The sequence below is a fragment of the Cupriavidus sp. DF5525 genome (genome assembly GCF_040149425.2).
Lineage (GTDB): Bacteria > Pseudomonadota > Gammaproteobacteria > Burkholderiales > Burkholderiaceae > Cupriavidus > Cupriavidus pickettii_A.
In genome coordinates this window covers 2021983-2048206 of record NZ_CP168266.1, presented here as the reverse complement: position 1 = coordinate 2048206, position 26224 = coordinate 2021983, and the positions used below count along the sequence as shown (strand labels likewise).

The following is a 26224-nucleotide window of genomic DNA, read 5'->3' as shown; positions in this document are numbered from 1 at the left end:
CCCTGCCGCCCGCCATCCGCCGCGGCCGCAGGCACAGGACAACGACGGCGGGAAACACCATCCAACGCAGGCACGGGAGCGACGCATGAGCAGTTCCATGAGGGACATCGACGAACGGACGAACCTCACCAACAACAACCAGTTCGAGCTGCTGCTGTTCCGGCTCGGCGACGCGGAGCAGTCCGGCCAGTCGGAGCTGTTCGGCATCAACGTGTTCAAGGTGCGCGAGATCCTGGTGATGCCGCCGGTGACCACGGTGGTCGGCGCCGATCCGTCGATCCTGGGCATGTCCGACATCCGCGGCCAGGTGATTCCGGTGATCGACCTGCCCAGGCTGGTTGGCTGCAAGCCGCGCAGCGGGCTGGGCATCCTGCTGGTGACGGAGTACGCGCGCTCGACGCAGGGCTTTGCGGTGGAGGCGGTGGAGGAAATCGTGCGCCTGGAGTGGAACCAGGTGCATTCGGCCGAGGCGAGCGTGCGCACCGGCCATGTGACCAGCATCGCCAAGCTCGATGCGGGCACGGACAACGCGCGGCTGGTGCAGGTGCTGGACGTGGAGCAGATCCTGCGCGACGTGCTGCCGAAGCGCCAGCCGGACGTCGACCCGGGCGCGGTCGGACCGCAACTGAACCTGCGGCCGGGGGCCAAGGTGATTGCCGCCGACGATTCGGCCCTGGCGCGTGGGCTGATCGAGCAGGGGCTGAAGGCCCTGGGCGCCCCGGTGGTGATGACCAAGTCGGGCAAGGAGGCCTGGGACCTGCTCGACAAGATCGCTGCCGAGGCCGCCAGCCATGGCAAGTCCGTGCACGACGAGGTGGCGCTGGTGCTGACCGACCTGGAAATGCCGGAGATGGACGGCTTTACACTGACGCGCAAGATCAAGGCGGACAGCCGGCTGAAGCAGTTGCCGGTGGTGATTCACTCGTCACTGTCGGGCGAGGCCAGCGAGGAGCATGTGCGCAAGGTGGGCGCGGACGCCTATGTGGCGAAGTTTGTTGCGAAGGAACTGGCGGATACCATCCGCGATGTGCTGACGCGTTGAGCACTCGGTGACGGTTTCCCGACGGTCATTGCGGCCTTGACTTGGAATCGTCACAAAATCATCGAACGGCGGCCATCGTGCCGCCATTTTTATTGCTGCCCTCGCTGCCGGCCCGGCAGGCAGCAATAGGCACAAAATGCAAGCGGCCGCAAGCATTCCCGTACGTAAACAGGTTGCCTATAAAACGGGCACTCCAGTGCGTTCCAGCGCCGGCGCGCCCTTTGCGGTTGTCAAGAGGGGGGATATCCACTGAACCTGTGGATAGATGCTGTGGACAAGTCAGGGCGTCCCGGCCGGTACTGCTCCGGGACGCCTGCCTGCGGTCTTGCGTGACCTCCACGCTCTTGCTGCGCTCCCTGTCGCTCGCTCTCCCTTTCCTGGCTCCCCGATTACTTGGGCTGTTCCACCGTGCGCAGGTAAGGCTTCAGGGTCTTGAAGCCTTGCGGGTATTTTTTCTTGGCATCTTCGTCCGAAACCGATGTCGGAATGATGACGTCCTCGCCCGGCTTCCAGTTCACCGGCGTGGCCACGGTGTGCTTGGCGTTGAGCTGCAGCGAATCCAGCAGCCGCAGCACTTCATCGAAATTGCGCCCGGCGCTCATCGGGTACACCAGCATGGCCTTGACCTTCTTGTCCGGACCGATGAGGAACACCGAGCGGACGGTCGCGTTGTCGACCGCCGTGCGCGGGCCGCTGCCGCTGGCCTCGGGGTGGATCATGTCGTAGAGCTTGGCCACGGTCAGGTCGGCATCGCCGATCATCGGGTAGTTGACGGCATGGCCCTGCGTTTCCTCGATGTCCTTGGCCCAGCGCTGGTGGTCGCTGACCGGGTCGACGCTCAGGCCGATGATCTTGGTATTGCGCTTGTCGAACTCGGGCTTGAGCCCGGCCATATAGCCCAGTTCGGTGGTGCATACCGGCGTGAAGTCCTTGGGATGCGAGAACAGGATGGCCCAGCCGTCGCCGATCCACTCATGGAAATTGATCTTTCCCTCGGTGGTGTCGGCGGTGAAGTCGGGGGCTTGTTCGCCCAGTCTAATCGCCATGGTTGCGCTCCTTGCAAGTTGGCATTGGGGTGGAAAAGCGCGTCGCCGGCCGGCGACGCTCGCTGTTGCCTTGGCGCCTAGCGGAATACCAGTACCGGTATCGCGCTGTGTGTCAGGACCTTTTGCGTTTCGCTGCCGATCAGCAGTGCCTGCAACCCGCGCCGGCCGTGCGAGGACATCACGATCAGGTCGCAGCCGCGCTGCTCCGCGCACTGGATGATGGCCTGCCAGGGATGGTCGTCGGTGGCGGTGACGGTTTCACAGGGCACGCCGGCCTGCCCCGCGGCGCGGCTGAGCGCGGCGAGAAAGGTGTCCGCGTGGCGCGCGGCTTCGGCGGCGAAGGTGTCCTTGGTGTCCTGCAGGCTGGTCAGCCGGTAGGTCAGGATGTGGTACTCGGGAATCACATGCAGGCCGGTCACGCGGGCCTCGATGCGGCTGGCAAACGTCATGGCGCGGGCCGCCATGGCTTCGGCGCGCGGCGAACCGTCGGTGGGGACAAGGAGGTGCTTGAACATGGTGGGCCTCCGATTGCGAAATAATTTACCGCCTCCGCCTGGCCCGTCCCCCGGACTGCCGGGCGAGCCCATCCAGTATAGGAATTGGGCGCTGATAGCGACAGGGTGACGCGGGCGTGCCGGCGCGCTTTTTGCACGCCTTCATGCCAGGTCCTTGCGCCCCGCGGCGCAAGCCGCAAGTGCCGGGCCGGCATGTTATGGGAATTAACATACTGTTATCATCCGATGCACCCGCACTCCTTCACGCCCACCCCACGACTGAAAGGGATCTACGCATGATCGCGCTGCGCGAAGCATGGCTGGCCGGGCTGTTCCGGCGCGGCAACTGGCTGCCTAACCTCGTCTCGGGCGTGATCGTCGGGGTGGTGGCGCTGCCGCTGGCGATGGCGTTCGCGATCGCTTCCGGGGCCAAGCCGGAGCAGGGCCTGTACACGGCCATCGTCGCCGGGCTGGCGGTGTCGCTGTTCGGCGGCAGCCGGCTGCAGATTGCGGGCCCCACAGGCGCCTTCATCGTGGTGCTGTCCGCGATCACCGCGCGCTACGGCATCGACGGCCTGCAGATCGCCACGCTGATGGCCGGGCTGATCCTGCTGGCGATGGGCCTGACGCGGCTGGGCAGTGTGATCCGGTTTATCCCGGCGCCGGTGATCGTCGGCTTTACCGCGGGCATCGGCGTCATCATCTTCGTCGGGCAGTGGCGGGATTTCTTCGGCCTGCCTGCGGTGGCTGGCGAGCATTTCCACGAAAAATTCTGGCACCTGCTGCAGGCCCTGCCGCAGTGGCATCCGGCCACCACCGCGCTGGCGCTCGGCAGCCTGCTGCTGGTGGTGGGCGCGCCGCGGGTGCGCTGGCTGCACCGCATCCCCGGTCCGCTGGTGGCGCTGGTGGTGGCGACCGCGGTGCAGGCGCTGTTCGGCTTCGACGGCGTGGCCACCATCGGCAGTGCCTTTGGCGGGCTGCCGCGCGGGCTGCCGGCGCCAACCCTGCCGGAGGTCACGCTGGCGCGCGTGATCGAGCTGGCCGGGCCCGCGTTCACCATCGCCATGCTGGGCGCGATCGAATCGCTGCTGTCGGCGGTGGTGGCCGACGGCATGGCCGGCACGCGGCACGATTCCAACCAGGAGCTGGTGGGCCAGGGCATCGCCAATATCCTGGCGCCGCTCTTTGGCGGGTTTGCTGCCACCGGCGCGATCGCGCGCACGGCCACCAATGTCCGCAACGGCGGCAACAGCCCGCTGGCTGGCGTGGTCCATGCGCTGACACTGGTGATGGTGCTGCTGTTCCTGGCGCCACTGGCGGCGAGCGTGCCGCTGCCCACGCTCGCGGCGATCCTGTTCGTGGTGGCGTACAACATGAGCGAGGTGCGCCACTTCGCGCGCATGGTGCGCCGGGCGCCGCGTGCCGACGTGGCCATCCTGCTGATCACCTTCACGCTGACCGTGCTGACCGACCTGGTGGTGGCGGTCAATATCGGCGTGATCCTGGCCATGCTGCAGTTCCTGCGCCGCATGTCGGCCTCGGTGGAAGTGGCGCACCAGGATGCGCTGGAGATCGAGCGCGAACTGGGCACGGCCGGTGGCGACCAGGGCGGCCTGCCCATGCGGATGTCGCCGGGCGTGATGGTCTACTCGATCGAGGGCCCGTTCTTCTTTGGCGCGGTGGAGACCTGCGAGCGCGCGCTGGTGCAGACGCATACCGATCCACGCGTGCTGCTGATCAGGTTGGGGCGCGTGCCCTTCATGGACATGACCGGCTTGCAGACGCTGGAAGCGGTGATCGGCACGCTGCGCAAGCGTGGCGTGGCGGTGGTGCTGGCCGAAGCCAACGGGCGCGTCCGGCAGAAACTGGCGCGCGCGGGGGTGATGGCGGTGCTGGGCGAGGAGAACTACGCGGATTCGCTGGCGGACGCGGCAAGGCGCTGCAGCGTGCTGGCGGGAGATGCGGGAATCTAGTGGGCGAGGCCTTGCGCTGGCTTACTTCTTCGGCCGGGTATTGCCCGCCGGTCGTGCCTTGGTGGCGTATTCCACGCCATGCTGCGCCAGGTAGTCGCGGATCAGCTGGCGCACCACCTGCGAGGGCGTCAGGTCCTGCGAGGCGCACAGGGTTTCGAAGGCCTTCTTCTTGTCCGGATCGATCAGGATGGTGAGGCGGGCGGTTTTGGATTCCATGAGGGGTGTCAGGCGGTCCCGGCTGGGTGACGGCGGCGGCAATTGGAATCGCATTATATACAGCGTATTTGCAGCGCCAACCAGCTCCGAAGCCCGACAGTTTTCTCTGTTCGCCAGGGGTGGCAGCGTTTTCCAGACGCTCCCGTACTGTGAGTCCCTGCGAAGTCCTGCTACGTCGCCAGCTCCAGGTCCGCAATCACCGCCGCCAGGAACCGCGCCGCCTCGCCACCGGTCACCACCCGATGGTCAAAGGTCAGGCTGAGCGGCATCACCCGATGCACGGCCGGCACGCCTTTCGCCGCCACCACTTCTTCCCGCACGCGGCCCGCCCCCAGGATCGCCACCGTAGGCGGCACCACGATCGGTGCGGCATAGCGGCCCGCGATCATGCCGAAGTTGGACAGCGTGATGGTGTTGCCGCGCATCTCCTCCGGTGCGATGGTGCGCGCGCGGATATCGGTGCGCATGCGATCCAGGCCCTTGCGCAGGTCGCCCGGGTCGCGGTTGCCCACGTCGCGCAGCACCGGCACGAACAGGCCTTCGGGCAGGTCGGCGGCGATGCCGACGTCGATCTTCTTCAGCACATGGCGGCGCCCGGTCTGGCCTTCGTACCAGGCATTGAGTCCGGGCTCCGCGCGGCAGCCGGCAACCAGCGCGCGCACCAGCCGGATGGTGACATCGGCGCCGGCTTGCCAGGCATGGATATCGGCATCGTCCATCACCGTGGCCGCGGCCACTTCGTTCTGCGCGCGCGCCATGTTCTGCGCCATCGCGCGGCGCACGCCCCGCAGTACTTCCGGCGCGCCGAGTTCTGCCAGTGTGGCCGCCACGCGCTCCACGTCGTCGGCGGTGATCACGCCTTCGGGACCGGAGGCGGTCGCCATCGCCAGGTCCACGCCGAGGCGCCGTGCCAGCACGCGCACCGCCGGCGCGGCCTTGACGCGCGCCGCCATGCCGGCCACGGGCGCCGCCGCACCCGGCGGCCCGGCTTCATTGACCACGCGCGTGCCGACCTGTACCGAGCCCACCACCGTGCCCGCATCGGCATCCTCGCCCGCGCCCTCGAAGGCCACCAACGGCGCGCCCAGGTGCACGATATCGCCCGGCTCCGCAAACAGCTTGCCGATGGTGCCCGCATAGGGCGACGGGATCTCGACGATGGCCTTGGCCGTCTCCACCGACAGGAGCGGCTGGTCCGCGGCCACGGTATCTCCTGCCTTGACATGCCAGGTCACGATCTCGGCCTCTTGCAGGCCTTCGCCCAGGTCGGGCAGCTTGAAGACTCTCATCGTCACTCCTTGCCCACCCTTGCCAATCATTCAGCTCATGCCGCCATGGCCTTGCGCGCCGCGTCGACGATGCGCGCGACGCTGGGCAGGTAGGTATATTCCAGCCGCGCCAGCGGCACCACGGTATCGAAGCCCGTCACGCGCTGCACCGGCGCGGCCAGCGAATAGAGCCCCGCGTCGGCCAGCCCCGCAGCGATCTCGGCGCCAAAGCCGGCGGTGCGGGGCGCCTCGTGCACGATCACGCAGCGCCCGGTGCGCGCCACCGAATCCAGGATGGTCTGCAGGTCCAGCGGCTTGAGCGTGGCCACGTCGATCACCGTGGCGGTCACGCCTTCGGCGGCCAGTTCGTCGGCCGCGGCGAGCGTTTCCTGCATCATCGCGCCCCAACTCACCAGCGTGATGTCGTTGCCTTCGCGCAGCGTGAAGCAGGTGTCCAGCGGCAGCGCCGCGCCGTCGTCGGCCACCTCCTGGCGGAACAGCCGGTACAGCCGCGTGGGCTCCAGGAAGATGACGGGGTCGGGATCGGCGATGGCGGCCAGCAGCAGGCCGTAAGCACGCGCCGGGGACGACGGCACGACCACGCGCAGGCCCGGCATATGCGCGAACATCGCCTCCGGGCTCTCCGAATGATGCTCGGGCGCATGGATGCCGGCGCCGAACGGCGAGCGCACCACCATCGGACAGGACAAGCGCCCGCGGGTACGGTGCCGCATGCGCCCGGCATGGTTGATGATGTGGTCGACCGTCGGATAGATAAAGCCGGTGAACTGGATCTCGGCCACGGGCTTCAGCCCCATCGCCGCCATGCCGATGGCCGCGCCGACGATGCCGCCTTCGGCCAGCGGCGTGTCCATGACCCGCGCCGCGCCGAAGCGCGCCTGCAGGCCCACGGTGGCGCGGAACACGCCGCCGTTGACGCCGATGTCCTCGCCCAGCAGCAGCACGTCGGGATCGTTGGCCAGCGCGTGGGCCAGCGCCAGGTTGACCGCTTCGACCAGATTGACTTCCGCCATGGTTCGCTCGCTATGTCGCGTGAGGATCGTTCGGGCCGTACGCTGCAGTGCCTCGCTATCCGTGCGGCGCCGCGAAGCGCCGTGCCGTCTCCAGCTGCGCCTGCAGTTCGGCCGGCATGGTCGCGTACAGGCAGTCGAACATCGCCGCGGGGTCCGGCGGCGGCAGCGCCAGGTAGGCTTCCACCGCCTGCGCGACCTTCTGCGAGCACGCCTTGACCAGTGCCTCTTCGCGTGCGGCGTCCCACGCTTGCAGCGCCAGCAGGTGGGTGCGCAGCCGCAGCAACGGTTCTTCCTCCCAGTGCGCCTTGACGGTGGCCTCGTCGCGGTAGCGCGAGGCGTCGTCGGCCGTGGTGTGGTCGCCCAGGCGATAGGTGATGGCCTCGATCAGTGCGGGCCCGCCGCCTGCGCGGGCGCGTTCGATCGCCTCGCCGACACGGTGGCGCACCGCGACGATGTCGTTGCCGTCGATCTGCTCGCCCGGGATGCCCGCCGCGATGGCCTTCTGCGCCAGCGTCTGCGCCGCGGTCTGCTTGCTGCGCGGCATCGAGATCGCCCACTGGTTGTTGTTCACCACGATCACCAGCGGCGCGTGCCACGCGCCGGCCATGTTCATGCCTTCATAGAAGTCGCCCTTGGAGGTGCCGCCGTCGCCCAGCAGGCAGACCGCCACGCGCGGCTCGCCGCGCAGCTGGAACGCATACGCGGCGCCGGCCGCGTGGCATACCTGGGTGCCGATCGGCACGCAGTTGGCAAAGTCATGCGGCGCTGCGGCAAAGCCGCTGCCGCGCTCGTCGCCGCCCCAGTAGAGCAGGCTCTCGGTCATCGTGACGCCCCGCACAAACTGTGCGGCGTGGTCGCGGTACGACGGCACCAGCACGTCCTCCGGTCGCATCGCATGCGCCACGCCCACGCCGATGGCTTCCTGGCCCAGCGCCGAGGCAAAGGTGCCGATCTTGCCGGTGCGCTGCAGCGCGATCGCCTTCAGGTCGAACTGGCGCGTCAGCACCATCGCCTGGTACAGCGTCACCAGCGCGTCAGGATCGCGGGCAAGGGGTGGGGGAGGGGAAGTGGGGGAAGACGTGTCGCCTGGCGGGGCGAGATAACGGGTGTAGCCGATCTCGAAGCTCGCAACCGTGGACATGGCAGGTCTCTCGATGCGCGTGTCGTGTTGTGGTCCCGGGCGTGCCTTGTGGGCGTGCCCGGGTGTGTAGTCGAGTGTAGGGCATTTGCCGCGGGATGGCGGGGGCGATTGTCGTGCTGCGCACAAGCGCCTGCTGGCGCCGGCCGGGCGACCTGCCGCGCGCGGTACCGTTGCACTACGCTGGATCCCATCGCCACCCCGATGCGAGGCCGACATGCCCGAGCAACTCACCCGGCATCCGGAAGTCACGATCCAGGTCTTGCGCAGCGCCGGCGCCCGCTGTGGCGAGGGCGCGCCGCAGCAGATCCTGAAGAGCTGCCCGCGCGAGCGCTTCTGCCAGCTGCCCGGCGGCGAGATCTGCGTCTACGGGCTGGACGGCGCCGCGGCGATGACGCAGATCACGCCCGCGGACTGGCAGGCGCTGGGCCCGCTGGCAGGCGCGCGGCAGGCCGATGCGCCGTCGATGGCAGTGGTGGTGGCGGCGCTGGCCGGACTGCTGGCCGGGGTGCTGCTGGCGGCATTGCTGGCGCGCTGGCGCCACGGCCGGTGGCGTCAATAGCCACACTTGCCGGGGAGCCCACGGTGTCATGCCGGCGCTGGCACGGTGTTTGCGGCTCCACTCCGGCCATGACACCGCTGCCGTCCGCCCCCGCCAGCATTCGCCTGCTAGAGAACGGCGAAGAGTACTTTCCGCGCGTGTTCGACGCGATTTCGCGCGCGCGTGAAAGCGTGCTATTGGAAACTTTTATCCTCTTCGACGACGAGGTAGGAAAGAAATTGCAAGCGGCACTGCTGGACGCCGCACGCCGCGGCGTGCGCGTGGCCCTCACAGTGGACGGCTTCGGCTCGCACGACCTGCCGCCCGGCTTCGTCGCCGAACTGGTCAGGGCGGGCGTGCACTTCTGCACTTTCTCGCCGCGGCGGCGGTTGTTCGGCGTGCGCACGCATATCTTCCGGCGCATGCACCGCAAGCTGGTCGCCATCGACGGCGAGGTGGCCTTCGTCGGCGGCATCAACTTCTCGGCCCAGCACCTGTATGACTTCGGTCCGCGGGCCAAGCAGGACTATGCGGTGGAGATCCGCGGCCCCGCGGCCCGGCAGGTGCAGGACTTCCTGCTGCGCGCAATGCCCGAGGCCTGCCCCGGCCCGCCGCCGCCGCGCGTACACGGCCGCGCCGCCCCGGCTGCGCCCACCACGGTGCGCCTGGTGACGCGCGACAACCACCGCCATCGCAACGATATCGAGTTCGCCTACCTCGATGCGATCCGCGCCGCGCGGCGCGAGGTGGTGATCGCCAATGCCTACTTCCTGCCGGGCTACCGGCTGCTGCATGCCCTGTGCGAAGCCGCGCAGCGCGGCGTGCAGGTGCGCCTGCTGCTGCAGGGCAAGCCCGACATGCCATGGGTGGCGCGCGCGGGTGGCCTGCTGTACAGCCACCTGCAGGACGCCGGCGTGCAGATCCTGGAATACGTCGAGCGTCCCTTCCACGGCAAGGTGGCCGTGGTCGACGACGCCTGGGCCACCGTGGGCTCGAGCAATCTCGACCCGCTCAGCCTGTCGCTGAACCTGGAGGCCAACCTGGTGATCCGCGAGCCCGGGTTTGCGCGCCTGCTGCGCGCACGGCTGCAGGCCCTGATCGCCGAGCGCTGCCGCGAAGTGCCGGCGCGCAAGCACGACCGCACCCTGCTCGACGCCGCCGGATCCACGCTGATGTTCCACTTCCTGCGCCGCTTCCCGGCATGGGCGGGCTGGCTGCCCGCGCATACGCCGCGGCTGGTGGCACCGCGCGAGGGCGATCCGCGCCGCCGTGGCCGCGTGATCGTGCTGGAAGGGGAGGCTGAATAGTGGTCGCGCAAGCCATCTCCGCAATCCGGCAGCATGCGCGCTGGCCGATGTGGCGGCGTGCCATCGGCATCGTGTTCATTGCCGCGGTGGTGGCGCTGATCGCACGCAAGCTTGGGACCATCGACTGGGATGCGGTGATCACCGCGCTGCGCGGCTTCGATCGCCGTACGCTGCTGCCGGCCGTCGGCTGCGTCGCGCTCACCGGGCTGCTGTACAGCCAGTTCGACGTGCTCGGCGTGCGCTATGCCGGACACCCGCTGCCGGTGCGCCGCACGATGGCGATCGCCTATGTCAGCTACACGCTCAGCCTCAACCTCGGGGCGACGCTCGGCGGCGCGGGCGTGCGCTATCGCCTGTATTCGCGCGCGGGACTCAGCGCGCCGCAGGTCTGGAGCGTGTTCGCGGTGGCGGTGACCAGCAACTGGCTCGGCTATGCGCTGCTGGCGGGGACCATATTGGCCGGGCAGTTGGTGGTGCTGCCGCCGGAGTGGGGCATTCCGCCGGTGGCGACGCGCCTGCTGGGTGCGCTGATGCTGGCCGCGCCCGCGGGCTACATGGCCGCCTGTGCGGTATGGCACGGCCGGCATCGCACTGTGCGCGACCATGACATCTATGTGCCGTCGGTCGGCTTTGCCGCGCTGCAGATTCTGGTGTCGGCCGGCAACTGGATGGCCGTGGCCGGAATCATGCATGCGCTGCTGCATACGCATGCGGACTACTTCACGGTGCTCGGGGTGCTGCTGGCCTCCGGCCTCGCGGGCGTCGTGGTCCGCGTGCCGGGCGGCCTTGGCGTGATCGAGACGGTGTTCTTTGCGATGCTGGGGGACCAGGTGCCGCATGCGCTGTTGGTGGCGGCGCTGATTGCGTACCGGGCGTTGTATTACCTGATTCCGCTGGTGGTGGGTTCGGTGGGATATTTCTTGCTGGAGGCGCGGGGGAAGCGGGAGGGTGGCCGACAGGAAACAGACTGAGCGAAGCCAACGGTATTAACCCGCCGCCCTCAGCCCTTGAGCCTCCTGCCCTCTCCCCCGGCCCCCTCTCCGGCACGCGGGAGAGGGGAGCAAGCAGGCCGTGCCGTCAGGCCCCGACCGCCACCGGCTGGCGCCAGCGCAGGTTTTCCGGCCGGCGCAGGCCAAGATGTTCGCGCAGCGTGGTGCCCGTATAGCGCTCGCGGAACAGGCCGCGGCGTTGCAGCTCCGGCACCACCAGCTCGATAAAGTCATCGAGTCCGCCCGGCAGCCATGGCGGCATCACGTTGAAGCCGTCGGCCGCTTCGTTTTCGAACCACGCCTGCAACTGGTCGGCGATGGATTGCGGCGTCCCGTGGATCGACCAGTGGCCGCGTGCGGTGGCCACGCGCAGGCACAGCTGGCGGATGGTCAGCCCCTCGCGCCGCGCCAGTCCGGTGACCAGCTGGAAGCGGCTCTTGGCACCGTTGGGTTCCACCAGGTTTTCAGGCAGCGGGCCGTCCAGCGGATAGGCGCTCAGGTCGATCCCGCCCAGATGCTGCGACAGCAGCGCCAGTCCCACGCTCGGATGGATCAGGCTTTGCAGCGCTTCGAACTTCTCCTGCGCCTCGGCCTCGCTGCGTCCCACTACCGGGAACACGCCCGGCAGGATCTTGAGCTGGTCCGGCGAGCGCCCGTAGCGCGCCAGCCTGCCTTTCAGGCCGCGGTAGAAGGCCTGCGCCTCGGCCAGCGACTGCTGCGCGGTGAAGATGACTTCGGCGGTGCGCGCGGCCAGTTCCTGCCCGGCCTCGGAAGAACCCGCCTGCACGATCACGGGATGGCCCTGCGGCGGACGTGCGACGTTGAGGGGTCCGCGCACCTGGAAATGCGCGCCGCGATGGTCGAGCGCGTGCAGCTTGTCCGCATCGAAATGCAGGCCGCTGTCCTTGTCGTAGAGAAAGGCGTCGTCCTCCCAGGTGTCCCACAGCCCGGTGACCACGTCGACGAATTCTTCGGCGCGCGCATAGCGGTCGGCATGCGCGGGATGGCGCTCCAGGCTGAAATTGTGCGCCTCGGCGTCTGACCGACGTCACCACGTTCCAGCCCGCGCGGCCGCCGCTGAGGTGGTCGAGCGAGGCGAACTTGCGCGCCACGTGATAGGGCTCGTTGTAGGTGGTGGAGGCGGTCGCCACCAGGCCGATGCGATGCGTCACCGCCGCCAGCGCCGACAGCAGCGTCAGCGGCTCGAAGGTTGCGGCGCGCGCGGTGCGCGGCAGCGTGGCTTCGTCCATGCCGCGGATGGCCACGCCGTCGGCGAGGAACAGCGCGTCGAAGCCCGCGGCCTCGGCGCGCTGCGCGAGCGCCACGTAGTGCGCCAGGTTACGGCCGGCGTCGGCCTGCGCGCCGGGATGGCGCCAGCCGGCGACGTGATGCCCGGTGACCTGGACAAAGGCGCCGAGATGCAGCTGGCGCGGCGGCTTGTGCTGTGACATGGATGCCCTCCGTGGCTGGCCGGGTCAGGCGGCGCGCTGCTGCGCGGCGTCGGCGGACTGGTTGGCCGGCGCGCTGCCCTCGCGGCGCACGCCCGCCTTGACCGCCACGCTGCGGCGGCCGTCCACGCTGACCGGCACGTCACCGGCAACCGTCGCACGGCGCACCACGCGGTGCGCATCGCCGTAGTCGTTGATGGCGTAGTGCTGGGTGGCGCGGTTGTCCCAGATGGCAACGTCGCCGGTGCGCCAGCGCCAGCGCACGGTGTTCTCGAGCCGGTGCACGTGGCCTTGCAGCACCGACACCAGGTGCGCGGAATCCGTCGCGGAGTAGCCCAGCAGCTTCTTGACGAAATGTCCCAGCACCAGCGTGCGTTCGCCGGTTTCGGGATGCACGCGCACCACCGGGTGCTCGGTCTCGTAGAGCGCCGAGGTGAACAGTTCACGGTAGCGCCTGAGGCTGGCGCTGTTGGCATTGACGTGGCTGGCGGCGTAGTCGTAGTCGTTGGTATGCAGCGCCCACAGCTTGTCCGCGAGCTCGCGCAGCGGCTCAGGCAGGTCCTGGTAGGCTGCGGCGGTGTTGGCCCACACCGTGTCGCCGCCGGCGGCGGGGATGGTCACCGCGCGCAGCACCGACACGGCCGGATAGGCCAGGTCGAAGGTCACGTCCGTATGCCAGGAGTTGGCGCGCCCGCCGTGCTCGGAATCGAGTTCGAGAAGCTGCGTGCCGTCGCGCGACGGCACGGTCGGGTGCGGCACGGTGTCGCCGAACTGGCCGGCAAAGCGCTGCTGCGCCGCATCGTCCAGGTGCACCTGGTCGCGGAAGAACAGCACCTTGTGCCTGAGCAGCGCGGCGCGAATCGCCGCGAAGGTAGCGGGATGCAGGTCGCCGTGCAGTGCGACGCCGCGCACTTCGGCGCCGATGCGGCCGGCGACCGGGTGGATGTCGAGCTGGACCGGTTGGTCTTGCGGGGTATTGGCTTGTGTCATCACGAGGCTCCGGGGAGGAAAGAGGATTGGGTCAGGCGGGTGCGAGTTCGGGCTGCTCCGTCGGCACCTGCCCGGCGAACTCGCGCAGCACGGCATCGCGCACGCCGGCGAAGGGCGGCCCCGCGCGCTCGCGCGGATGCGGCAGGTCGACCGGCACGATGCGGCGGATGCGGCCGGGGCGCGGCTCCATCACCACCACGCGGCCGCCGAGGAAGACGGCTTCCTCCACGTCGTGCGTGACCAGGATCATGGTGATGCCTTCGGCCTGCCAGATGCGGTGCAGCTCCTGCTGCAGGTAGGCGCGGGTCATTGCATCGAGCGCGCCGAAGGGTTCGTCGAGCAGCAGGATTTCCGGGCGCGTCACCAGCGCGCGCGCAATCGCCACGCGCTGCGACATGCCACCGGAGAGCTGGTGCGGATACGCCTGCTCGAAGCCGCGCAGGCCGACCAGCGCGATATGCTCGGCGACGCTGCGTTCCTTCTCGGCGGTGCTGCCCGGCAGGTTGAGCAGCGCCAGCCGGATGTTCTGTTCCACCGTCAGCCACGGGAACAGCCGGTGCTCCTGGAACACGATGCCGCGCTGCAGGCTGGTGCCGGCCACGCGCTTGCCGTCGAGCAGGATCTCGCCGCGGTAGTCTTCCTCCAGCCCCACCACCAGCCGCAGCAAGGTCGACTTGCCGCAACCGCTGGCGCCGACGATGCTGACGAACTCGCCGGGAGCGATGGTCAGGGTGATGTCCTCGAGCACGGGCAGGGCCCGGCCCTTGACTTCGTATTGCTTGTGCAGGTGCGCGATGCTGAGCGTGCCGGCATGTGGCATGGGGTTCTCCGTCAGTCAGGTTAGATCAGCCGGCCGCTACCGAGCGTCCGCGCCACGCCAGCAACCGTCGTTCGATACGGCTGGCGATCCAGTTCAGCGTGAAGCCGACCAGGCCGACCACGATCACGCCGAAGATCACCAGGTCCATCCAGAAGTTCTCGCGCCCGTCGACCATGGTGTTGCCGATGCCCTTGCCCGAGACCAGCAGGTACTCCGCGCCCAGCGTCGCCAGCCATGCATAGATCAGCCCCAGGTGGATGCCGGCGAAGATCGACGGCGCCGCCGATGGCAGCACCACGCGCCACAGCACCTGCACACGGGTAAAGCGCAGCACGCGCGCCACTTCCAGCAGGTCGGCGGGCACGGCGCGGATGCCTTCGAAGGTATTGAGCACCACCGGGAAGAACGCCGCCAGCGACAGGAACACCACCTTGGCGGCATCGCCCAGCCCGAACCAGACCGAGATCAGCGGAATCCACGCGAACAGCGAGATCTGCTTGACGGTGTGGAAGCTCGGGCCCGCCAGCCGCTCGAACAGCCGCGACAGCCCCAGCGCCGCGCCGAACACCAGCCCCACGGTGGCGCCGATGGCAAAGCCAGCCAGGTCGCGCCACAGGCTGGCGGACAGCGACACGAACAGCGCGCCGCTCTGCACCTGGCGCACGGCGGCGTCCCAGACGCTGGAGACCGGCACCAGCAGCGGCGAGGTGGTCCAGTTGAAGCGCACGGCGGCCCACCACAACGCGAGCAGCGCGAGCGGCAGGACCCAGCCGCGCAAGGCGCGGGGCACAGAGAGTCGGCGCACGGAGTTTGCGGAAATCGTCATCGCTGCCTCGCCTCAGAAGCCCGGCTTGCGCCAGCGCAGCACCGCGCCCTCGGCCAGCGCGAGCGCCTTGTCGAGCGTAAAGCCGACCACGCCCACCACCACCACCGCGGCGATCACCATATCGAGCTGGAACAGCTGGCGGCCGTAGACGATCATGTAGCCCAGCCCCTCGGACGAGGCCAGCAACTCCACCACCACCAGCGCCAGCCACGCATGCGTGAGCCCGTAGCGCACGCCGTTCCACACCGGCGCGGCCGCCGCGGGCAGCACCACGCGCGACAGCGTCTGCCAGCGCGTGAGCCGCAGAACGCGCGCCACTTCCAGGTAGCGCACGGGAACGCTGCCGATGCCCTTGTACGTGTTCAGCGCAACAGGAACGAAGGCGGCCTTGGCGATCAGGATCACCTTGAGCGCTTCATCGATGCCGACCAGCAGCATCAGCAGCGGCAGCCAGCCCAGCACCGGCACCTGGCTGAAGGCCTTGAAGGTCGGATAAACGTAGTCGCGCAGGGCCGGCGACAGTCCCATCGCCGCGCCCAGCGCCAGCCCACCGGCCAGGCCCACGGCAAATCCGCCGGCCACGCGCAGCGCGCTGATCGCCAGGTTGGCCTGCAGCTCGCCGCTTTGCCACAAGTCGGCCAGCGTGCGGGCCACGTCTTCGGGCGCGGGCAGTACCTGCGGCGGGATCCATGCATTGCGGGCCGCGACGTACCAGATCAGCAGCAGCGTCAGCGGTACCGGCCAGGCCAGCAGCCAGCGCGTGGCGTGTTGCCAGCCTGGTGTCCTGCGGGGAGAAGCCGCGCGCGGGGCAGCGGCGGCGGGAAGTGAGAGCGAATCGGCGGCGGACATGGTGTCAGGCTCCGAGGATCTTGCCGTTGGGCTGGTAGATGGGCCAATAGCTTTGCAGGCTTAGCTCGGTGAGCGCGGCCTTCAGGAAGCGCTGGTCGATCCACTGGTCGACGTCGAAGCGCGCGCGGCTCAGCCGGAAGCGATAGGCCTGCTCGGTGGCATCCTTGTAGCGGCTGACCAGGAAGGGATCGAAGTTCGGATTCAGGCGCACGCGCAGCGGCTCGCCGTCGAAGTCTTCCTTCCAGTGGTCGTAGGGCGTACCGGCGCGCGCCCAGGTGCGCAGCACGTCTTCGCGATGGCTTTCGTCGGAGGCCCAGCGCGCGGTCTCGACCGCGGCCTTGACCAGGTGCTGTGTCGCTTCCGGATAGCGCGTGGCGAAGTCATCGGTCACCAGCACATGGCTTTGCCGCGTGTAGATCGGCGACTGGTTCTTGCTCGAATACAAGATGCGCACCGCGCCCTTGTCGCGCAGGCGCAGGATGTCCATGGCGCCGATGGCTGCGTCGATATCGCGTGTGGACAATGCGGCGAGGTAGCCGGCCGTATCGAGGTTCAGAAGGCGCAGGTCCTTGTCGGTCAGCCCGTTGGCTTCGAGCAGGCGCAGCGCGGGCAGATGCATGTTGGTGCCTTTGAACAGCGACACGCGCTTGCCGCGCAGGTCGGCAACCGTCTTCAGCGGCGAGTCGGGTGGCACGCCCACGTAGATATTGGCGCGCACGCCGGTGGCCAGCACCAGCCGCGTCTTCAGGCCTGCGGCACGTGCCACGATGGAAGGCAGGTCGCCCTGCAATGCGAAGTCGAGCTGGCGATTGGCCAGCGCCTCGTTGACGGCCGGGCCCGCGCCCTTGAAGAAGAACCACTCGACGCGCGTACCGCTGGGCTTGAACGATTCCTCCAGCCAGCCGCGCGCATGGGCGATCGCCAGCGAACTGCCGGCGAAGCTCGGCGGCGTGCCGGTGGCTGGCTGCGCCACGCCGATGTGGATCACGTCAGGGCGGGCGGAGGCGCTGGCGCTGAATGCGGGCAGCGGCGACAGCGACGCGGCCAGGCCGAGCCCGGACCAGGCCACACAGCGCAGCATGTCGCGGCGGTTCAGCGTGTGCGGGGCATGGGCAGCGGGGCGACGCTGGGGCTTCATCGTGCAGGCCTTGTCGGAGTGGAGAACGGCTCCACGATAAGCGGCGCCGCAGCCGTACCTGAACGAATGATTGCGGCATTGGTTATCGGCTTTGCGCATATGGCCTCACTGCGCGTGCGTGGCGTCCTGCAGCGCACCACAGTGCCGGCAAGGGCAAGCCATGGGCGCACTCGCACCAATGTCCAGACATGGATATGCGATAAGCGGATAAGGGCCAGCGATTTGATTCGTTGACGGTGCGCTGGCCGGCTCCCTACAGTGCAAGCTTGTACGCGGCATCCCGGGACAGTTGTCACGGGAGCCGCACCGGCCTCCCCCGTATGCCATCGCTTGCCATGACGACCGCAACTGCCCACGCCAGTGTTTCGCGCCACCAGAGCGCACCGCCTTCCACGACCTTCGCCGAGGCTTTCGAAATCCGCCCGCTCGATGCCCCGCTGGGCGCCGAGGTGATCGGGCTCGACCTGTCGCAACCGCTGTCCGATGCGGACTTCGCCCGCATCCATCGCGCGCACCTGGACTATCACGTGGTGGTGTTCCGCGACCAGCAGATCACGCCCGCGCAGCAGATCGCATTCAGCCGCCGCTTCGGGCCGCTGCAGATCCACGTGCTGCACCAGTTCCAGCTGCCGGGCCACCCGGAAGTGCTGGTGGTGTCCAACGTGGTCGAGAACGGCAAGCCGATCGGGCTGGGCGATGCCGGCCACTTCTGGCATTCGGACCTGTCGTACAAGGAAAAGCCGAGCCTCGGCTCACTGCTGCATGCGCGCGAACTGCCCGCCGAAGGCGGCGATACGCTGTTCGCCAACATGCACCTCGCATGGGACACGCTGCCGCCTGCGCTGCAGAAGGCGGTGGACGGCCTGCAGGCCGAGCACACCTACCTGGCGCGCTATGCCGAGCTGCAGCAGCGCAGCCCGTGGCGGCCGAACCTGACGCCCGACCAGATCGCACAGGTCAAGCCGGTGCTGCAACCGGTGGTCCGCACCCATCCGGAAACAGGCCGCAAGGCGATCTTCGTCAGCGAGCACTTCACCACGCGCATCGTCGGCCTGCCCGAGGATGAAAGCCGCGACCTGCTCGACCAGCTGTTCGCGCACAGCACCAGGCCTGAGCATATCTATCGCCACCAGTGGCAGCCGCACGACCTGGTGTTCTGGGACAACCGCTCGCTGCTGCACCTGGCCGCAGGCTGTCCGCCCGAGCTGCGGCGCGTGATGTACCGCACCACCATCGAAGGCGACGTGCCGCGCTGAAGCGGAAACGCTTGCGCAAGTCATGCAAGTCATACACAAGGCGCCCGCATCGGCGAGCGCCGGTCCAACGTATTCCCCGGAGTTTCGACCATGTTCTCTCGTTTTTCCCGCAAGATCGGCCTGCTCGTACTGAGCGCAGGGCTGGCTGTTTCCGGCGCGGCACATGCCGAAGGCAAGCTGCGCATCGCCGAGCAGTTCGGCGTGGTCTACCTGCTGCTCAATGTGGCACGCGATCAGCAACTGATCGAAAAGCACGGCAAGCAGCAGGGCGTCGACATCAAGGTCGAATGGACGCAGCTGTCCGGCGGTGCCGCGGTCAATGATGCGCTGCTGTCGGGGGCCATCGATATCGCCGGCGCCGGCGTCGGCCCGCTGCTGACGCTGTGGGACCGTACCCACGGCAAGCAGAACGTGCGTGGCGTGGCATCGCTGGGCAACTTCCCGTACTACCTGGTCAGCAACAACCCCAAGGTCAAGTCGATTGCCGACTTCACCGAGAAGGACCGCATTGCGCTGCCGGCAGTGGGCGTGTCGGTGCAGTCGCGCGTGCTGCAGCTCGCCGCCGCCAAGCAATGGGGCGACAAGGAATACAACCGGCTCGACAAGTGGACCGTCGCGATACCCCATCCCGATGCGGCGGCCGCGATCATCGCCGGCGGCACCGAGATCACCGGCCACTTCGGCAACCCGCCGTTCCAGGAGCAGGAACTGGCCGGCAACCCGAACGCGCGCATCGTGCTGAATTCGTATGACGTGCTCGGCGGCCCCAGCTCGTCCACCGTGCTGTACGCGACCGAGAAGTTCCGCAACGACAACCCCAAGACCTATCGTGCCTTCGTCGATGCGCTGGCCGAAGCCGCTGTCTTCGCCACCGCCAATCCGGAAGCTGCGGCGGACATCTACCTGCGCCAGAGCAAGGCCAGGACCGACCGCGCGCTGCTGCTGCGCGTGCTGAAGAACCCGCAGGTGCAGTTCCGCGTGGCGCCGCAGAACACCTTTGCGCTGGCCGCCTTCATGCACCGCGTGGGCGCGATCCGCAACCAGCCCAAGTCCTGGCAGGACTACTTCTTCCATGACCCCGTCACCGCGCAGGGGAGCTGATCATGGCGACGCACAACCTGCGCGTGGTGTCCGACCGCGTTGCCCCGTTGCTGCAGGTCGATGGGGTGTCACTGGAGTACCGCACGCCCGAGCGCATCGTGCGCGCCACCCATCGCGTCAGCTTCGACGTGCATGCGGGCGACCGCTTCGTGCTGCTGGGGCCGTCCGGCTGCGGCAAGTCCACGCTGCTGAAGGCCGTGGCCGGCTTCGTGCCGCCCTGCGAAGGCGAGATCCGGCTGGAAGGCCGGCGCGTGCAGCAGCCCGGCCCGGACCGCATCGTGGTGTTCCAGGAGTTTGACCAGCTGCCGCCGTGGAAGACCGTGGTGCAGAACGTGATGTTCCCGCTGCGCCAGGCGCGCGGGCTGTCGCGGGCCGAGGCGCGCGAGCGTGCCATGGACAGCCTGGAGAAAGTGGGGCTGGCCGACTTTGCCGATGCCTACCCGCACACGCTGTCGGGCGGCATGAAGCAGCGCGTGGCGATTGCGCGTGCGCTGGCGATGCGCCCCAAGGTGCTGCTGATGGACGAGCCCTTCGCCGCGCTCGACGCACTGACGCGCCGGCGCATGCAGGAAGAGCTGCTGGCGTTGTGGGACGACGCGGGCTTTACGCTGCTGTTCGTCACGCATTCGATCAAAGAGGCGCTGGTGGTGGGCAGCCGCATCCTGCTGTTGTCGCCGCATCCGGGCCGCGTGCGCGCCGAGCTCAACAGCCAGCAGTTCACCCTGGCCAGCCAGGGCGGCACCGAGTTCCAGGCCGCCGCGCAACGCATCCACACCTTGCTGTTCGGCGCCCCCGCCGCCGACGCGCAGCCACAGCGCGCGCGCAGCGCTGTGGGTCGCTGAATTTGGCCGCTGAACCTGAAGGAACCGCATCATGACGCAACCGACCGTGGCGTTCGCCGACGTGCTTCGCCCCGAATACGAACGCGAGCCCGAACCCTTTACCGAAGCGCCGCTGGCACGCGCGCTGCCGTGGCACCAACAGCTGTGGCAGCATGGCTGGCTGCGCAAGGCGGTGATCCTGCTGGCGCTCGCGCTGGTGTGGGAAGTGGTGGCGCGCGTGCAGGACAACGACCTGCTGCTGCCCTCGTGCCTGGCCACGCTGCGCGCCTTCGCCGACGCGGTTGCCAGTGGCGAGCTGCCTGGCAAGGCGGCGCTGTCGATCTCCGTGCTGCTGCGCGGCTATGCGCTGGGCATCGTGCTGGCGTTCGCGCTGACTTCGCTGGCGGTGTCCACCCGCTTCGGCCGCGATGTGCTGGACACGCTCACCGCCATGTTCAACCCGCTGCCCGCGATCGCGCTGCTGCCGCTGGCGCTGCTGTGGTTCGGGCTTGGCACCAAGAGCCTGGTGTTCGTGCTGGTCCATTCGGTGCTGTGGCCGCTGGCGCTGAACATGTACGCGGGCTTCCGGGGGGTGCCGCCGACGCTGCGCATGGCCGGGCGCAACTACGGCCTGCGCGGGCTGCGCTATGTCGCGTTGGTGCTGGTGCCGGCGGCGTTGCCGGCGATCCTGTCCGGGCTGAAGATCGGCTGGGCCTTTGCCTGGCGCACACTGATCGCGGCCGAGCTGGTGTTCGGCGCGTCGTCGGGGCAGGGCGGGCTGGGCTGGTTTATCTTCCAGAACCGCAACGAGCTCTACACCGACCGCGTTTTCGCCGGGCTGGCCGCGGTGATCCTGATCGGGCTGCTGGTGGAGGGGCTGGTGTTCACCACGCTCGAACGGCTGACGGTGCGCCGCTGGGGCATGCAGCAGTAGGCTTGCCGCCTGCGGTCATGCGGAGTAGGCTACCGCACCGGTACGCAACCGGAGCCCCCATGACCGCCATCCACGAAGCCGCCGCGCAGGGATTCGCCAGCCAGGCCGATACCTACGCGCGCGGACGCCCCGACTATCCCGCTGAAATCGATATCTGGCTGCGCGACACGCTCGGCCTGCGCGCCGGCCGCACCGTGCTCGACCTGGGCGCGGGCACCGGCAAGTTCACGCGCCGGCTGGCCGGGACCGGCGCCACCGTGATCGCGGTGGAACCGGTCGCGCAGATGCGCGCACAACTCGCCAGCGCGCTGCCTGCAGTGCAGGCGCTGGAAGGCAGTGCCGAATCGATCCCGCTGCCCGACGCCAGCGTCGATGCCGTGGCCTGCGCGCAGGCCTTCCACTGGTTTGCCAATGCCAGCGCGATGGCCGAGATCCGCCGCGTGCTGCGCCCCGGCGGCCGGCTCGGGCTGGTGTGGAACGTGCGCGATGAACGCGTGGACTGGATCGCGCGGCTGACGGCGATCATGACGCCGTATGAGGGCGACGCGCCGCGCTTCTACAAGGGCGACTGGAAGCGCGTCTTTCCTGCCGCGGGCTTCGGGCCGCTGGCGTTGGCGAGCCTGCCCTATGCGCATGTCGGCCCGCCGCAGCAGGTAATCGTGGACCGGGTGATGTCGGTCAGCTTCATCGCCGCGCTGCCGGCAGCAGAACAGGCTCGGGTGCGGGTACGGCTGCAGGCGCTCATCGACGGCCATGCGGCACTGGCCGGCCGCGCGGAGGTTGCCTTTCCCTACCGGACTGAAGCGTACAGCTGCGAACGGCTGGCCTGAGCCGCTACATGGTCGACTGGCGCACCCAGAACCCCAGGCCGTCGCGCCCGCTGTCGTTGACCGCCGGCGGCGCCGCGGTGTCGTGCTGGCGGGCACATGTCGCCGGTTCCAGCTGGTCCCAGATGGCGAGCATGGCGATCACCTTGGGCAGCGCGTTCACGCCGATGGGCGTAGGCAGCCAGGCCGGACTGCCCACGCGGAACAGCAGCGTGCCGAGCGCGGTCTCGAGGCCACGGATCTGGTAAAGGAGTCTTTGTGACTGGATGCCCAGCGCGCGCGCGGCGCGGGTGGTGTCACGGTGCTGCATCAGTGCGATGAATGCGCGCAACGACAGGAAGCTGACGCGCCTGTTGTTGAGATGGAAAGCCATGCCTTTGCCCTTGCCGGGGCGGGCGGCTGCACCATGCGCATGCGCGCTGGCCACGCTGGACCGTCACCCGGCGGATCGAAGTGAAGCGATCGTAGCGGTGGCACCAGGTGGCTTGTAGCGATCTGTTTCTGAGTTGGTCTGGTGAATTGTCCGCAATCAGGCGCGCCCGTTGCCGGGCGCCGATGCGGTCAGTGCATCGGCAACTGTCCGATGGCCGTCAGCGCCTGCACCACCTCGGGTGACAGACGGCGCTCGCTGCAGGGCACGCCCGCGGTCTCGAGCGTGGTCCACAGGTCGGCGTCGCCCGTGACGATACGTTGCCGCAGGTGGGCAAGGTACGCATACTCGGCGGAAGTCAGCGGGCGCGGAGCGCTGCGCAAGTCATCCAGGATGGCGCCAAGCGAGAGAAGGGGAACGGTCATACCAGGTTGGGATAGCACGGCTTTAAAACATTGCGACGATAGGCAACGCATGATTCTATCCACGCCGTGCAGTGGCTGCTTAACCAAAAGCGGGGTACTTCCCCTCTAATTCCGCGCCAGATCGGCCAACCAGGGGCAGAGTGGCGAATACGCGCACGCAATGTGGCGCATCGGTTCCAGCGTGGGAAGGCGAAGGCGCTTGCTGCCGCTCCGCAGCCCGCCAAGGTGTTGCAGAAAAACGCCAACGTGCAATCAACGCGTAGATCACTTCGACTGTGCGGCGCCCTGCGATGAAGGGGCGCAGGCCGATATGATTTATAGAGCACATGCTCTGACGCCGACATGGGGAGCGGCGTGTTGCCGGACAGTACTGCTTTCGCAGGGCACGACGGCAAGTCTTGCGGCGTATACCCGACCCGGCTTGTCGGGGGTGCCACCGGGCAGTACGCGCGGGCTATCATGCGCGATGTCGCGCGCAACCCGCGCTTTACGACAGCCCCTGTGACCCGATGCCCGCCGATCGATATTGACGGCAGGGCGGACGGCCTCCTTGAGGAATCCCCGTGCACCTGGACCAGCAGACCATTGCGGTCGTCATGATGGTGTTTTTTTGCAGCACGCTGATCATTGCGGCGGGGCTGGTGTTCGCGCTGCGCGCGAGCGAGGCGGGGCGGCTGTGGGCCTTCGGGCATGTGCTGGTGTCCGCCGCGGGGCTGGCGCTGGCGCTCAGCGCGGCCGGCGCCGCCGGTGGCTCGGGCCATCTGGGCACGTTCGGCGCGGCGGCGTTCGTCGCCGGCTGGCTGGTGATCTACCGCGGCGTGCGGGTGTACTACGGCGTGCCGGCACACCCCGGCGCGCTGGCGGGCGCGGGCGTGATCGTGCTGGGGCTGATGGTGAGCACCACCGGCCTGCCCGACGGGCCGCAGATCACGCTGCGCGTCGTCTACGGCGTGCTGGCGCTGGTGTCGCTGGCGACCTTCGCCACGCTGGCGCGTGCCGGACGCGGGCGCCGCAGCATTGGCGCGCCGCTGGTGCTGGTGGCGAGCCTGGTGCAGCTGGCCACGCAGCTGGCCGGCTTCAGCCATGCCATGAGCCTCCCTGCGCTGGGCGCCGCCCCCGTGACGCTGTTCTTCGCCAACCCGGCCGGCTCGGGCTGGGTGCTGGCGCCGCTGATCGCCACGCTGCTGGGCCTGTTCGGCTTTACCGTGATGGCGATGGAGCAGATCGTCGCGCACAACGAAAGCGGCGCGCGCGTCGATGCGCTGACCGGGTTGCTCAATCGCGGCGCGCTGGAGATGTCGGCACTCGGGCTGGTGGCGCGCTGGCAGCGCGACGGTGCGCCGCTGGCCTGCCTGGTGATCGACATCGACTATTTCAAGCAGGTCAACGACACCTTCGGCCACCATGCCGGCGATGCGGTGCTGCGCGAGGTGGCGCATGCGCTCGACAACTCGCGTCGCGCCTCGGACGTGGCCGGGCGCTACGGCGGCGAGGAGTTCTGCATCCTGTGCCCGCATACCGACGAGCAACAGGCCTCGGCGCTGGCCAACCGGATCCTGCGCAAGGTGCGCGCGATCGAGCTGCCGGCCGGGCAGGGCCATGCCAGCGTCAGCATCGGCGTGGCGCAGCTGCGTGGCGGCCCAGGCAACAAGGAAGGGCTGTGGCGCACGCTGTTCGCCGACGCGGACCGTGCGCTCTACCACGCCAAGGAGCACGGGCGCGACCGCTATGTGCTGGCGTCGTCGATGGCGGCGCCGGCGACCACGCGCGCGCTGGCCACGTCCCTGCTCGAGCCGACGCCCGATCTGGCCGGCTGAACCGCGCTCAGCGCAGGGCACGTTGCGCTGCTGCGCGCCGTCTGAGAATGGTGCGCAGGCAACACCGATTGCCCCGCGCCTCGCAACCGGCCCCGCGACTGCCCTACAATGACGCCCCCGCCCACGCCGGCTTTGCGCCGCGCGGGCCACTTTCTGCGGTGTAGGAAAACGGAATTCGATGATGTCAAACGCATGCGGCCTGGACTTCGGCACGTCCAACTCAACGGTGGGCTGGAGCCGCCCCGACCGGCCGGCGGCGCTGCTGCCGCTGGAAGACGGCAAGGCGACGCTGCCCTCGGTGATCTTCTTCCACGCCGAAGACCCGCTGGTCAGCTACGGCCGCGCCGCGCTGGGCGATTACCTGGCTGGCTATGAAGGGCGGCTGATGCGCTCGCTCAAGAGCCTGCTCGGCACCTCGATGATGGACGACAGCACCGAGGTGATGGGCCAGGCGATGCCGTTCCGCAAGCTGCTGGCACATTTCATCGGCGAACTGAAGACCCGTGCCGAGCAGGCCGCCGGCACCGAGTTCTCGCGCGCGGTGCTGGGCCGGCCGGTGTTCTTTATCGACGAGGATCCCGCCGCCGACCAGCTTGCGGAAGATACGCTGGCCGGGATCGCGCGCGACGCGGGCTTTCGCGAGATCGCCTTCCAGTACGAGCCGATCGCCGCGGCGTTTGACTACGAGGCCGGGATCTCGCGCGAGGAGCTGGTGCTGGTGGTCGATATCGGCGGCGGCACCTCGGACTTCTCACTGGTGCGGCTGTCGCCCGAGCGCGCCCGCCGCAGCGACCGGCGCGAAGACATCCTGGCCAACGGCGGCGTCCATATCGGCGGCACCGACTTCGACCGCGCGCTCAGCCTGGCGCGGGCGATGCCGCTGCTGGGGCTGGGCAGCCAGCTGCGCAACGGCAAGGCGATGCCGTCGAGCCAGTATTTCGACCTGGCCAGCTGGCACACCATCAACCTAGTCTATACGCGCAAGGCGTGGTCGCTGGTGATGGACAACTACCGCGACGCGGCCGACACCATCAAGCTCGACCGCCTGGTCCGGCTGATCCGCGAGCGCGCCGGGCACTGGCTGGCGATCCAGGTGGAAGCGGCCAAGATCGCGCTGTCGGATGCCGGCAGCACCGAGGTCGACCTGCATCGGCTGGAGCAGGGGCTGACGCTGTCGATCACGCGCGAGGAGTTCGACGAGTCGATCGACAAGCTGGTGGCGAAGACGGAGAAAACGGTGCAGCAGATGCTGGCGGATGCTGGCGTGGATGGGGCGGCGGTCGACACCATCTTCTTTACTGGCGGGTCCAGCAGCGTGCCGTTGCTGCGGCAGCGGCTGGCGGCGTTGTTGCCGGAGGCGCGCTGCGTTGAAGGGGACCGGTTCGGGAGTATTGGTAGCGGGCTGGCGCTGGACGCGGTGCGGAAGTTTGGTTGAGGGCAGGCCGTGGCATACCGCAGCGCCTGACTCCGCCGACACGCCGGCCCGCTCCCCAACCCTCTCCCTGAGGGTCCCTGAGGGAGAGGGAGGACACAAGCAGCAAGGTTCTCAGCTTG

The 26224-nt window shown here is 68.6% G+C and carries 25 protein-coding genes and 1 pseudogene; 12 read left to right on the top strand and 14 right to left on the bottom strand.

Going from position 1 to position 26224, the window contains the following annotated elements:
• Nucleotides 1-85: 85 nt before the first annotated feature.
• Complete coding sequence (locus ABNX08_RS30550; protein WP_022539528.1) at nucleotides 86-1042, top strand: chemotaxis protein; 957 nt, start codon at nucleotides 86-88, stop codon at nucleotides 1040-1042.
• Nucleotides 1043-1431: 389 nt separating this feature from the next.
• On the opposite strand, the gene ABNX08_RS30545 is transcribed toward ABNX08_RS30550, so the two are convergent.
• Together ABNX08_RS30545 and ABNX08_RS30540 are read right to left on the bottom strand one after the other, a co-directional pair.
• Nucleotides 1432-2088 carry a peroxiredoxin gene (locus tag ABNX08_RS30545; RefSeq protein WP_022539527.1) on the bottom strand — a complete coding sequence of 219 codons (657 nt, stop codon included), beginning with the start codon at nucleotides 2086-2088 and terminating at the stop codon, nucleotides 1432-1434.
• 77 nt (nucleotides 2089-2165) lie between these two features.
• Nucleotides 2166-2603, bottom strand: coding sequence for a universal stress protein (locus ABNX08_RS30540; RefSeq protein WP_022539526.1), 438 nt, complete (start codon nucleotides 2601-2603; stop codon nucleotides 2166-2168).
• A gap of 275 nt (nucleotides 2604-2878) precedes the next feature.
• On the opposite strand from ABNX08_RS30540, the gene ABNX08_RS30535 reads away from it, so the two are divergent.
• Nucleotides 2879-4555, top strand: a complete 1677-nt coding sequence (locus ABNX08_RS30535) for a SulP family inorganic anion transporter (RefSeq protein ID WP_022539525.1) — start codon at nucleotides 2879-2881, stop codon at nucleotides 4553-4555.
• A 21-nt stretch (nucleotides 4556-4576) separates the two neighbouring features.
• On the opposite strand, the gene ABNX08_RS30530 is transcribed toward ABNX08_RS30535, so the two are convergent.
• The 4 genes from ABNX08_RS30530 to pdhA all read right to left on the bottom strand — a co-directional run bounded on the left by ABNX08_RS30530 (nucleotide 4577) and on the right by pdhA (nucleotide 8214).
• On the bottom strand, nucleotides 4577-4771 hold the full coding sequence (locus tag ABNX08_RS30530) for a ribbon-helix-helix protein, CopG family (RefSeq protein ID WP_022539524.1): 195 nt from the start codon (nucleotides 4769-4771) through the stop codon (nucleotides 4577-4579).
• A gap of 170 nt (nucleotides 4772-4941) precedes the next feature.
• Nucleotides 4942-6060: a dihydrolipoamide acetyltransferase family protein gene (locus ABNX08_RS30525; RefSeq protein WP_022539523.1), complete on the bottom strand. Its 1119-nt coding sequence runs from the start codon at nucleotides 6058-6060 to the stop codon at nucleotides 4942-4944.
• A gap of 35 nt (nucleotides 6061-6095) precedes the next feature.
• Entirely contained in the window at nucleotides 6096-7073 is a 978-nt protein-coding gene (locus ABNX08_RS30520; RefSeq protein ID WP_022539522.1) for an alpha-ketoacid dehydrogenase subunit beta, read from the bottom strand.
• Between the two features lie 55 nt (nucleotides 7074-7128).
• On the bottom strand, nucleotides 7129-8214 hold the full coding sequence (gene pdhA, locus ABNX08_RS30515) for a pyruvate dehydrogenase (acetyl-transferring) E1 component subunit alpha (RefSeq protein ID WP_022539521.1): 1086 nt from the start codon (nucleotides 8212-8214) through the stop codon (nucleotides 7129-7131).
• A 214-nt stretch (nucleotides 8215-8428) separates the two neighbouring features.
• Between pdhA and ABNX08_RS30510 the strand changes: the two genes are divergently transcribed.
• The 3 genes from ABNX08_RS30510 (at nucleotide 8429) to ABNX08_RS30500 (ending at nucleotide 11030) form a co-directional block, all read left to right on the top strand.
• Nucleotides 8429-8773 carry a hypothetical protein gene (locus ABNX08_RS30510; protein ID WP_022539520.1) on the top strand — a complete coding sequence of 115 codons (345 nt, stop codon included), beginning with the start codon at nucleotides 8429-8431 and terminating at the stop codon, nucleotides 8771-8773.
• Nucleotides 8774-8841: 68 nt separating this feature from the next.
• A complete protein-coding gene (gene clsB / locus ABNX08_RS30505; protein WP_041681847.1) occupies nucleotides 8842-10059 on the top strand; it encodes a cardiolipin synthase ClsB in 1218 nt (405 codons plus the stop codon).
• Complete coding sequence (locus tag ABNX08_RS30500; RefSeq protein WP_022539518.1) at nucleotides 10059-11030, top strand: lysylphosphatidylglycerol synthase domain-containing protein; 972 nt, start codon at nucleotides 10059-10061, stop codon at nucleotides 11028-11030. Before clsB ends, ABNX08_RS30500 begins: the two co-directional genes overlap by 1 nt.
• A gap of 106 nt (nucleotides 11031-11136) precedes the next feature.
• Here ABNX08_RS30500 and ABNX08_RS30495 read toward each other — a convergent pair.
• The 6 genes and pseudogenes from ABNX08_RS30495 to ABNX08_RS30470 all read right to left on the bottom strand — a co-directional run bounded on the left by ABNX08_RS30495 (nucleotide 11137) and on the right by ABNX08_RS30470 (nucleotide 17119).
• Nucleotides 11137-12499 (bottom strand): annotated as a pseudogene (locus tag ABNX08_RS30495) (LLM class flavin-dependent oxidoreductase).
• Between the two features lie 24 nt (nucleotides 12500-12523).
• A complete protein-coding gene (locus ABNX08_RS30490; RefSeq protein ID WP_022539515.1) occupies nucleotides 12524-13486 on the bottom strand; it encodes a TauD/TfdA family dioxygenase in 963 nt (320 codons plus the stop codon).
• A gap of 31 nt (nucleotides 13487-13517) precedes the next feature.
• Complete coding sequence (locus tag ABNX08_RS30485) at nucleotides 13518-14306, bottom strand: ABC transporter ATP-binding protein (protein WP_022539514.1); 789 nt, start codon at nucleotides 14304-14306, stop codon at nucleotides 13518-13520.
• Between the two features lie 25 nt (nucleotides 14307-14331).
• A complete protein-coding gene (locus tag ABNX08_RS30480; protein WP_022539513.1) occupies nucleotides 14332-15132 on the bottom strand; it encodes an ABC transporter permease in 801 nt (266 codons plus the stop codon).
• A gap of 12 nt (nucleotides 15133-15144) precedes the next feature.
• On the bottom strand, nucleotides 15145-15981 hold the full coding sequence (locus tag ABNX08_RS30475; RefSeq protein WP_022539512.1) for an ABC transporter permease: 837 nt from the start codon (nucleotides 15979-15981) through the stop codon (nucleotides 15145-15147).
• A 4-nt stretch (nucleotides 15982-15985) separates the two neighbouring features.
• Nucleotides 15986-17119 carry an ABC transporter substrate-binding protein gene (locus ABNX08_RS30470; protein WP_022539511.1) on the bottom strand — a complete coding sequence of 378 codons (1134 nt, stop codon included), beginning with the start codon at nucleotides 17117-17119 and terminating at the stop codon, nucleotides 15986-15988.
• Between the two features lie 335 nt (nucleotides 17120-17454).
• Between ABNX08_RS30470 and ABNX08_RS30465 the strand changes: the two genes are divergently transcribed.
• The 5 genes from ABNX08_RS30465 to ABNX08_RS30445 all read left to right on the top strand — a co-directional run bounded on the left by ABNX08_RS30465 (nucleotide 17455) and on the right by ABNX08_RS30445 (nucleotide 22061).
• Nucleotides 17455-18375, top strand: coding sequence for a TauD/TfdA family dioxygenase (locus ABNX08_RS30465; RefSeq protein ID WP_022539510.1), 921 nt, complete (start codon nucleotides 17455-17457; stop codon nucleotides 18373-18375).
• 90 nt (nucleotides 18376-18465) lie between these two features.
• Nucleotides 18466-19476, top strand: coding sequence for an ABC transporter substrate-binding protein (locus tag ABNX08_RS30460; protein WP_022539509.1), 1011 nt, complete (start codon nucleotides 18466-18468; stop codon nucleotides 19474-19476).
• Between the two features lie 2 nt (nucleotides 19477-19478).
• Nucleotides 19479-20318, top strand: a complete 840-nt coding sequence (locus tag ABNX08_RS30455) for an ABC transporter ATP-binding protein (protein WP_022539508.1) — start codon at nucleotides 19479-19481, stop codon at nucleotides 20316-20318.
• A gap of 31 nt (nucleotides 20319-20349) precedes the next feature.
• On the top strand, nucleotides 20350-21231 hold the full coding sequence (locus ABNX08_RS30450) for an ABC transporter permease (RefSeq protein ID WP_022539507.1): 882 nt from the start codon (nucleotides 20350-20352) through the stop codon (nucleotides 21229-21231).
• 59 nt (nucleotides 21232-21290) lie between these two features.
• Nucleotides 21291-22061, top strand: coding sequence for a class I SAM-dependent methyltransferase (locus ABNX08_RS30445; protein WP_349609785.1), 771 nt, complete (start codon nucleotides 21291-21293; stop codon nucleotides 22059-22061).
• A gap of 4 nt (nucleotides 22062-22065) precedes the next feature.
• On the opposite strand, the gene ABNX08_RS30440 is transcribed toward ABNX08_RS30445, so the two are convergent.
• A complete protein-coding gene (locus tag ABNX08_RS30440) occupies nucleotides 22066-22431 on the bottom strand; it encodes a LysR family transcriptional regulator (RefSeq protein WP_041681846.1) in 366 nt (121 codons plus the stop codon).
• A 188-nt stretch (nucleotides 22432-22619) separates the two neighbouring features.
• The gene (locus ABNX08_RS30435; protein ID WP_022539504.1) at nucleotides 22620-22853 is read right to left on the bottom strand and encodes a hypothetical protein; all 234 of its coding nucleotides are present in this window, start codon (nucleotides 22851-22853) and stop codon (nucleotides 22620-22622) included.
• Between the two features lie 563 nt (nucleotides 22854-23416).
• Here ABNX08_RS30435 and ABNX08_RS30430 point away from each other — a divergent pair.
• A complete protein-coding gene (locus ABNX08_RS30430; protein ID WP_022539503.1) occupies nucleotides 23417-24670 on the top strand; it encodes a diguanylate cyclase in 1254 nt (417 codons plus the stop codon).
• A gap of 178 nt (nucleotides 24671-24848) precedes the next feature.
• Nucleotides 24849-26105 carry an Hsp70 family protein gene (locus ABNX08_RS30425; RefSeq protein ID WP_022539502.1) on the top strand — a complete coding sequence of 419 codons (1257 nt, stop codon included), beginning with the start codon at nucleotides 24849-24851 and terminating at the stop codon, nucleotides 26103-26105.
• Nucleotides 26106-26224 lie beyond the last annotated feature (119 nt).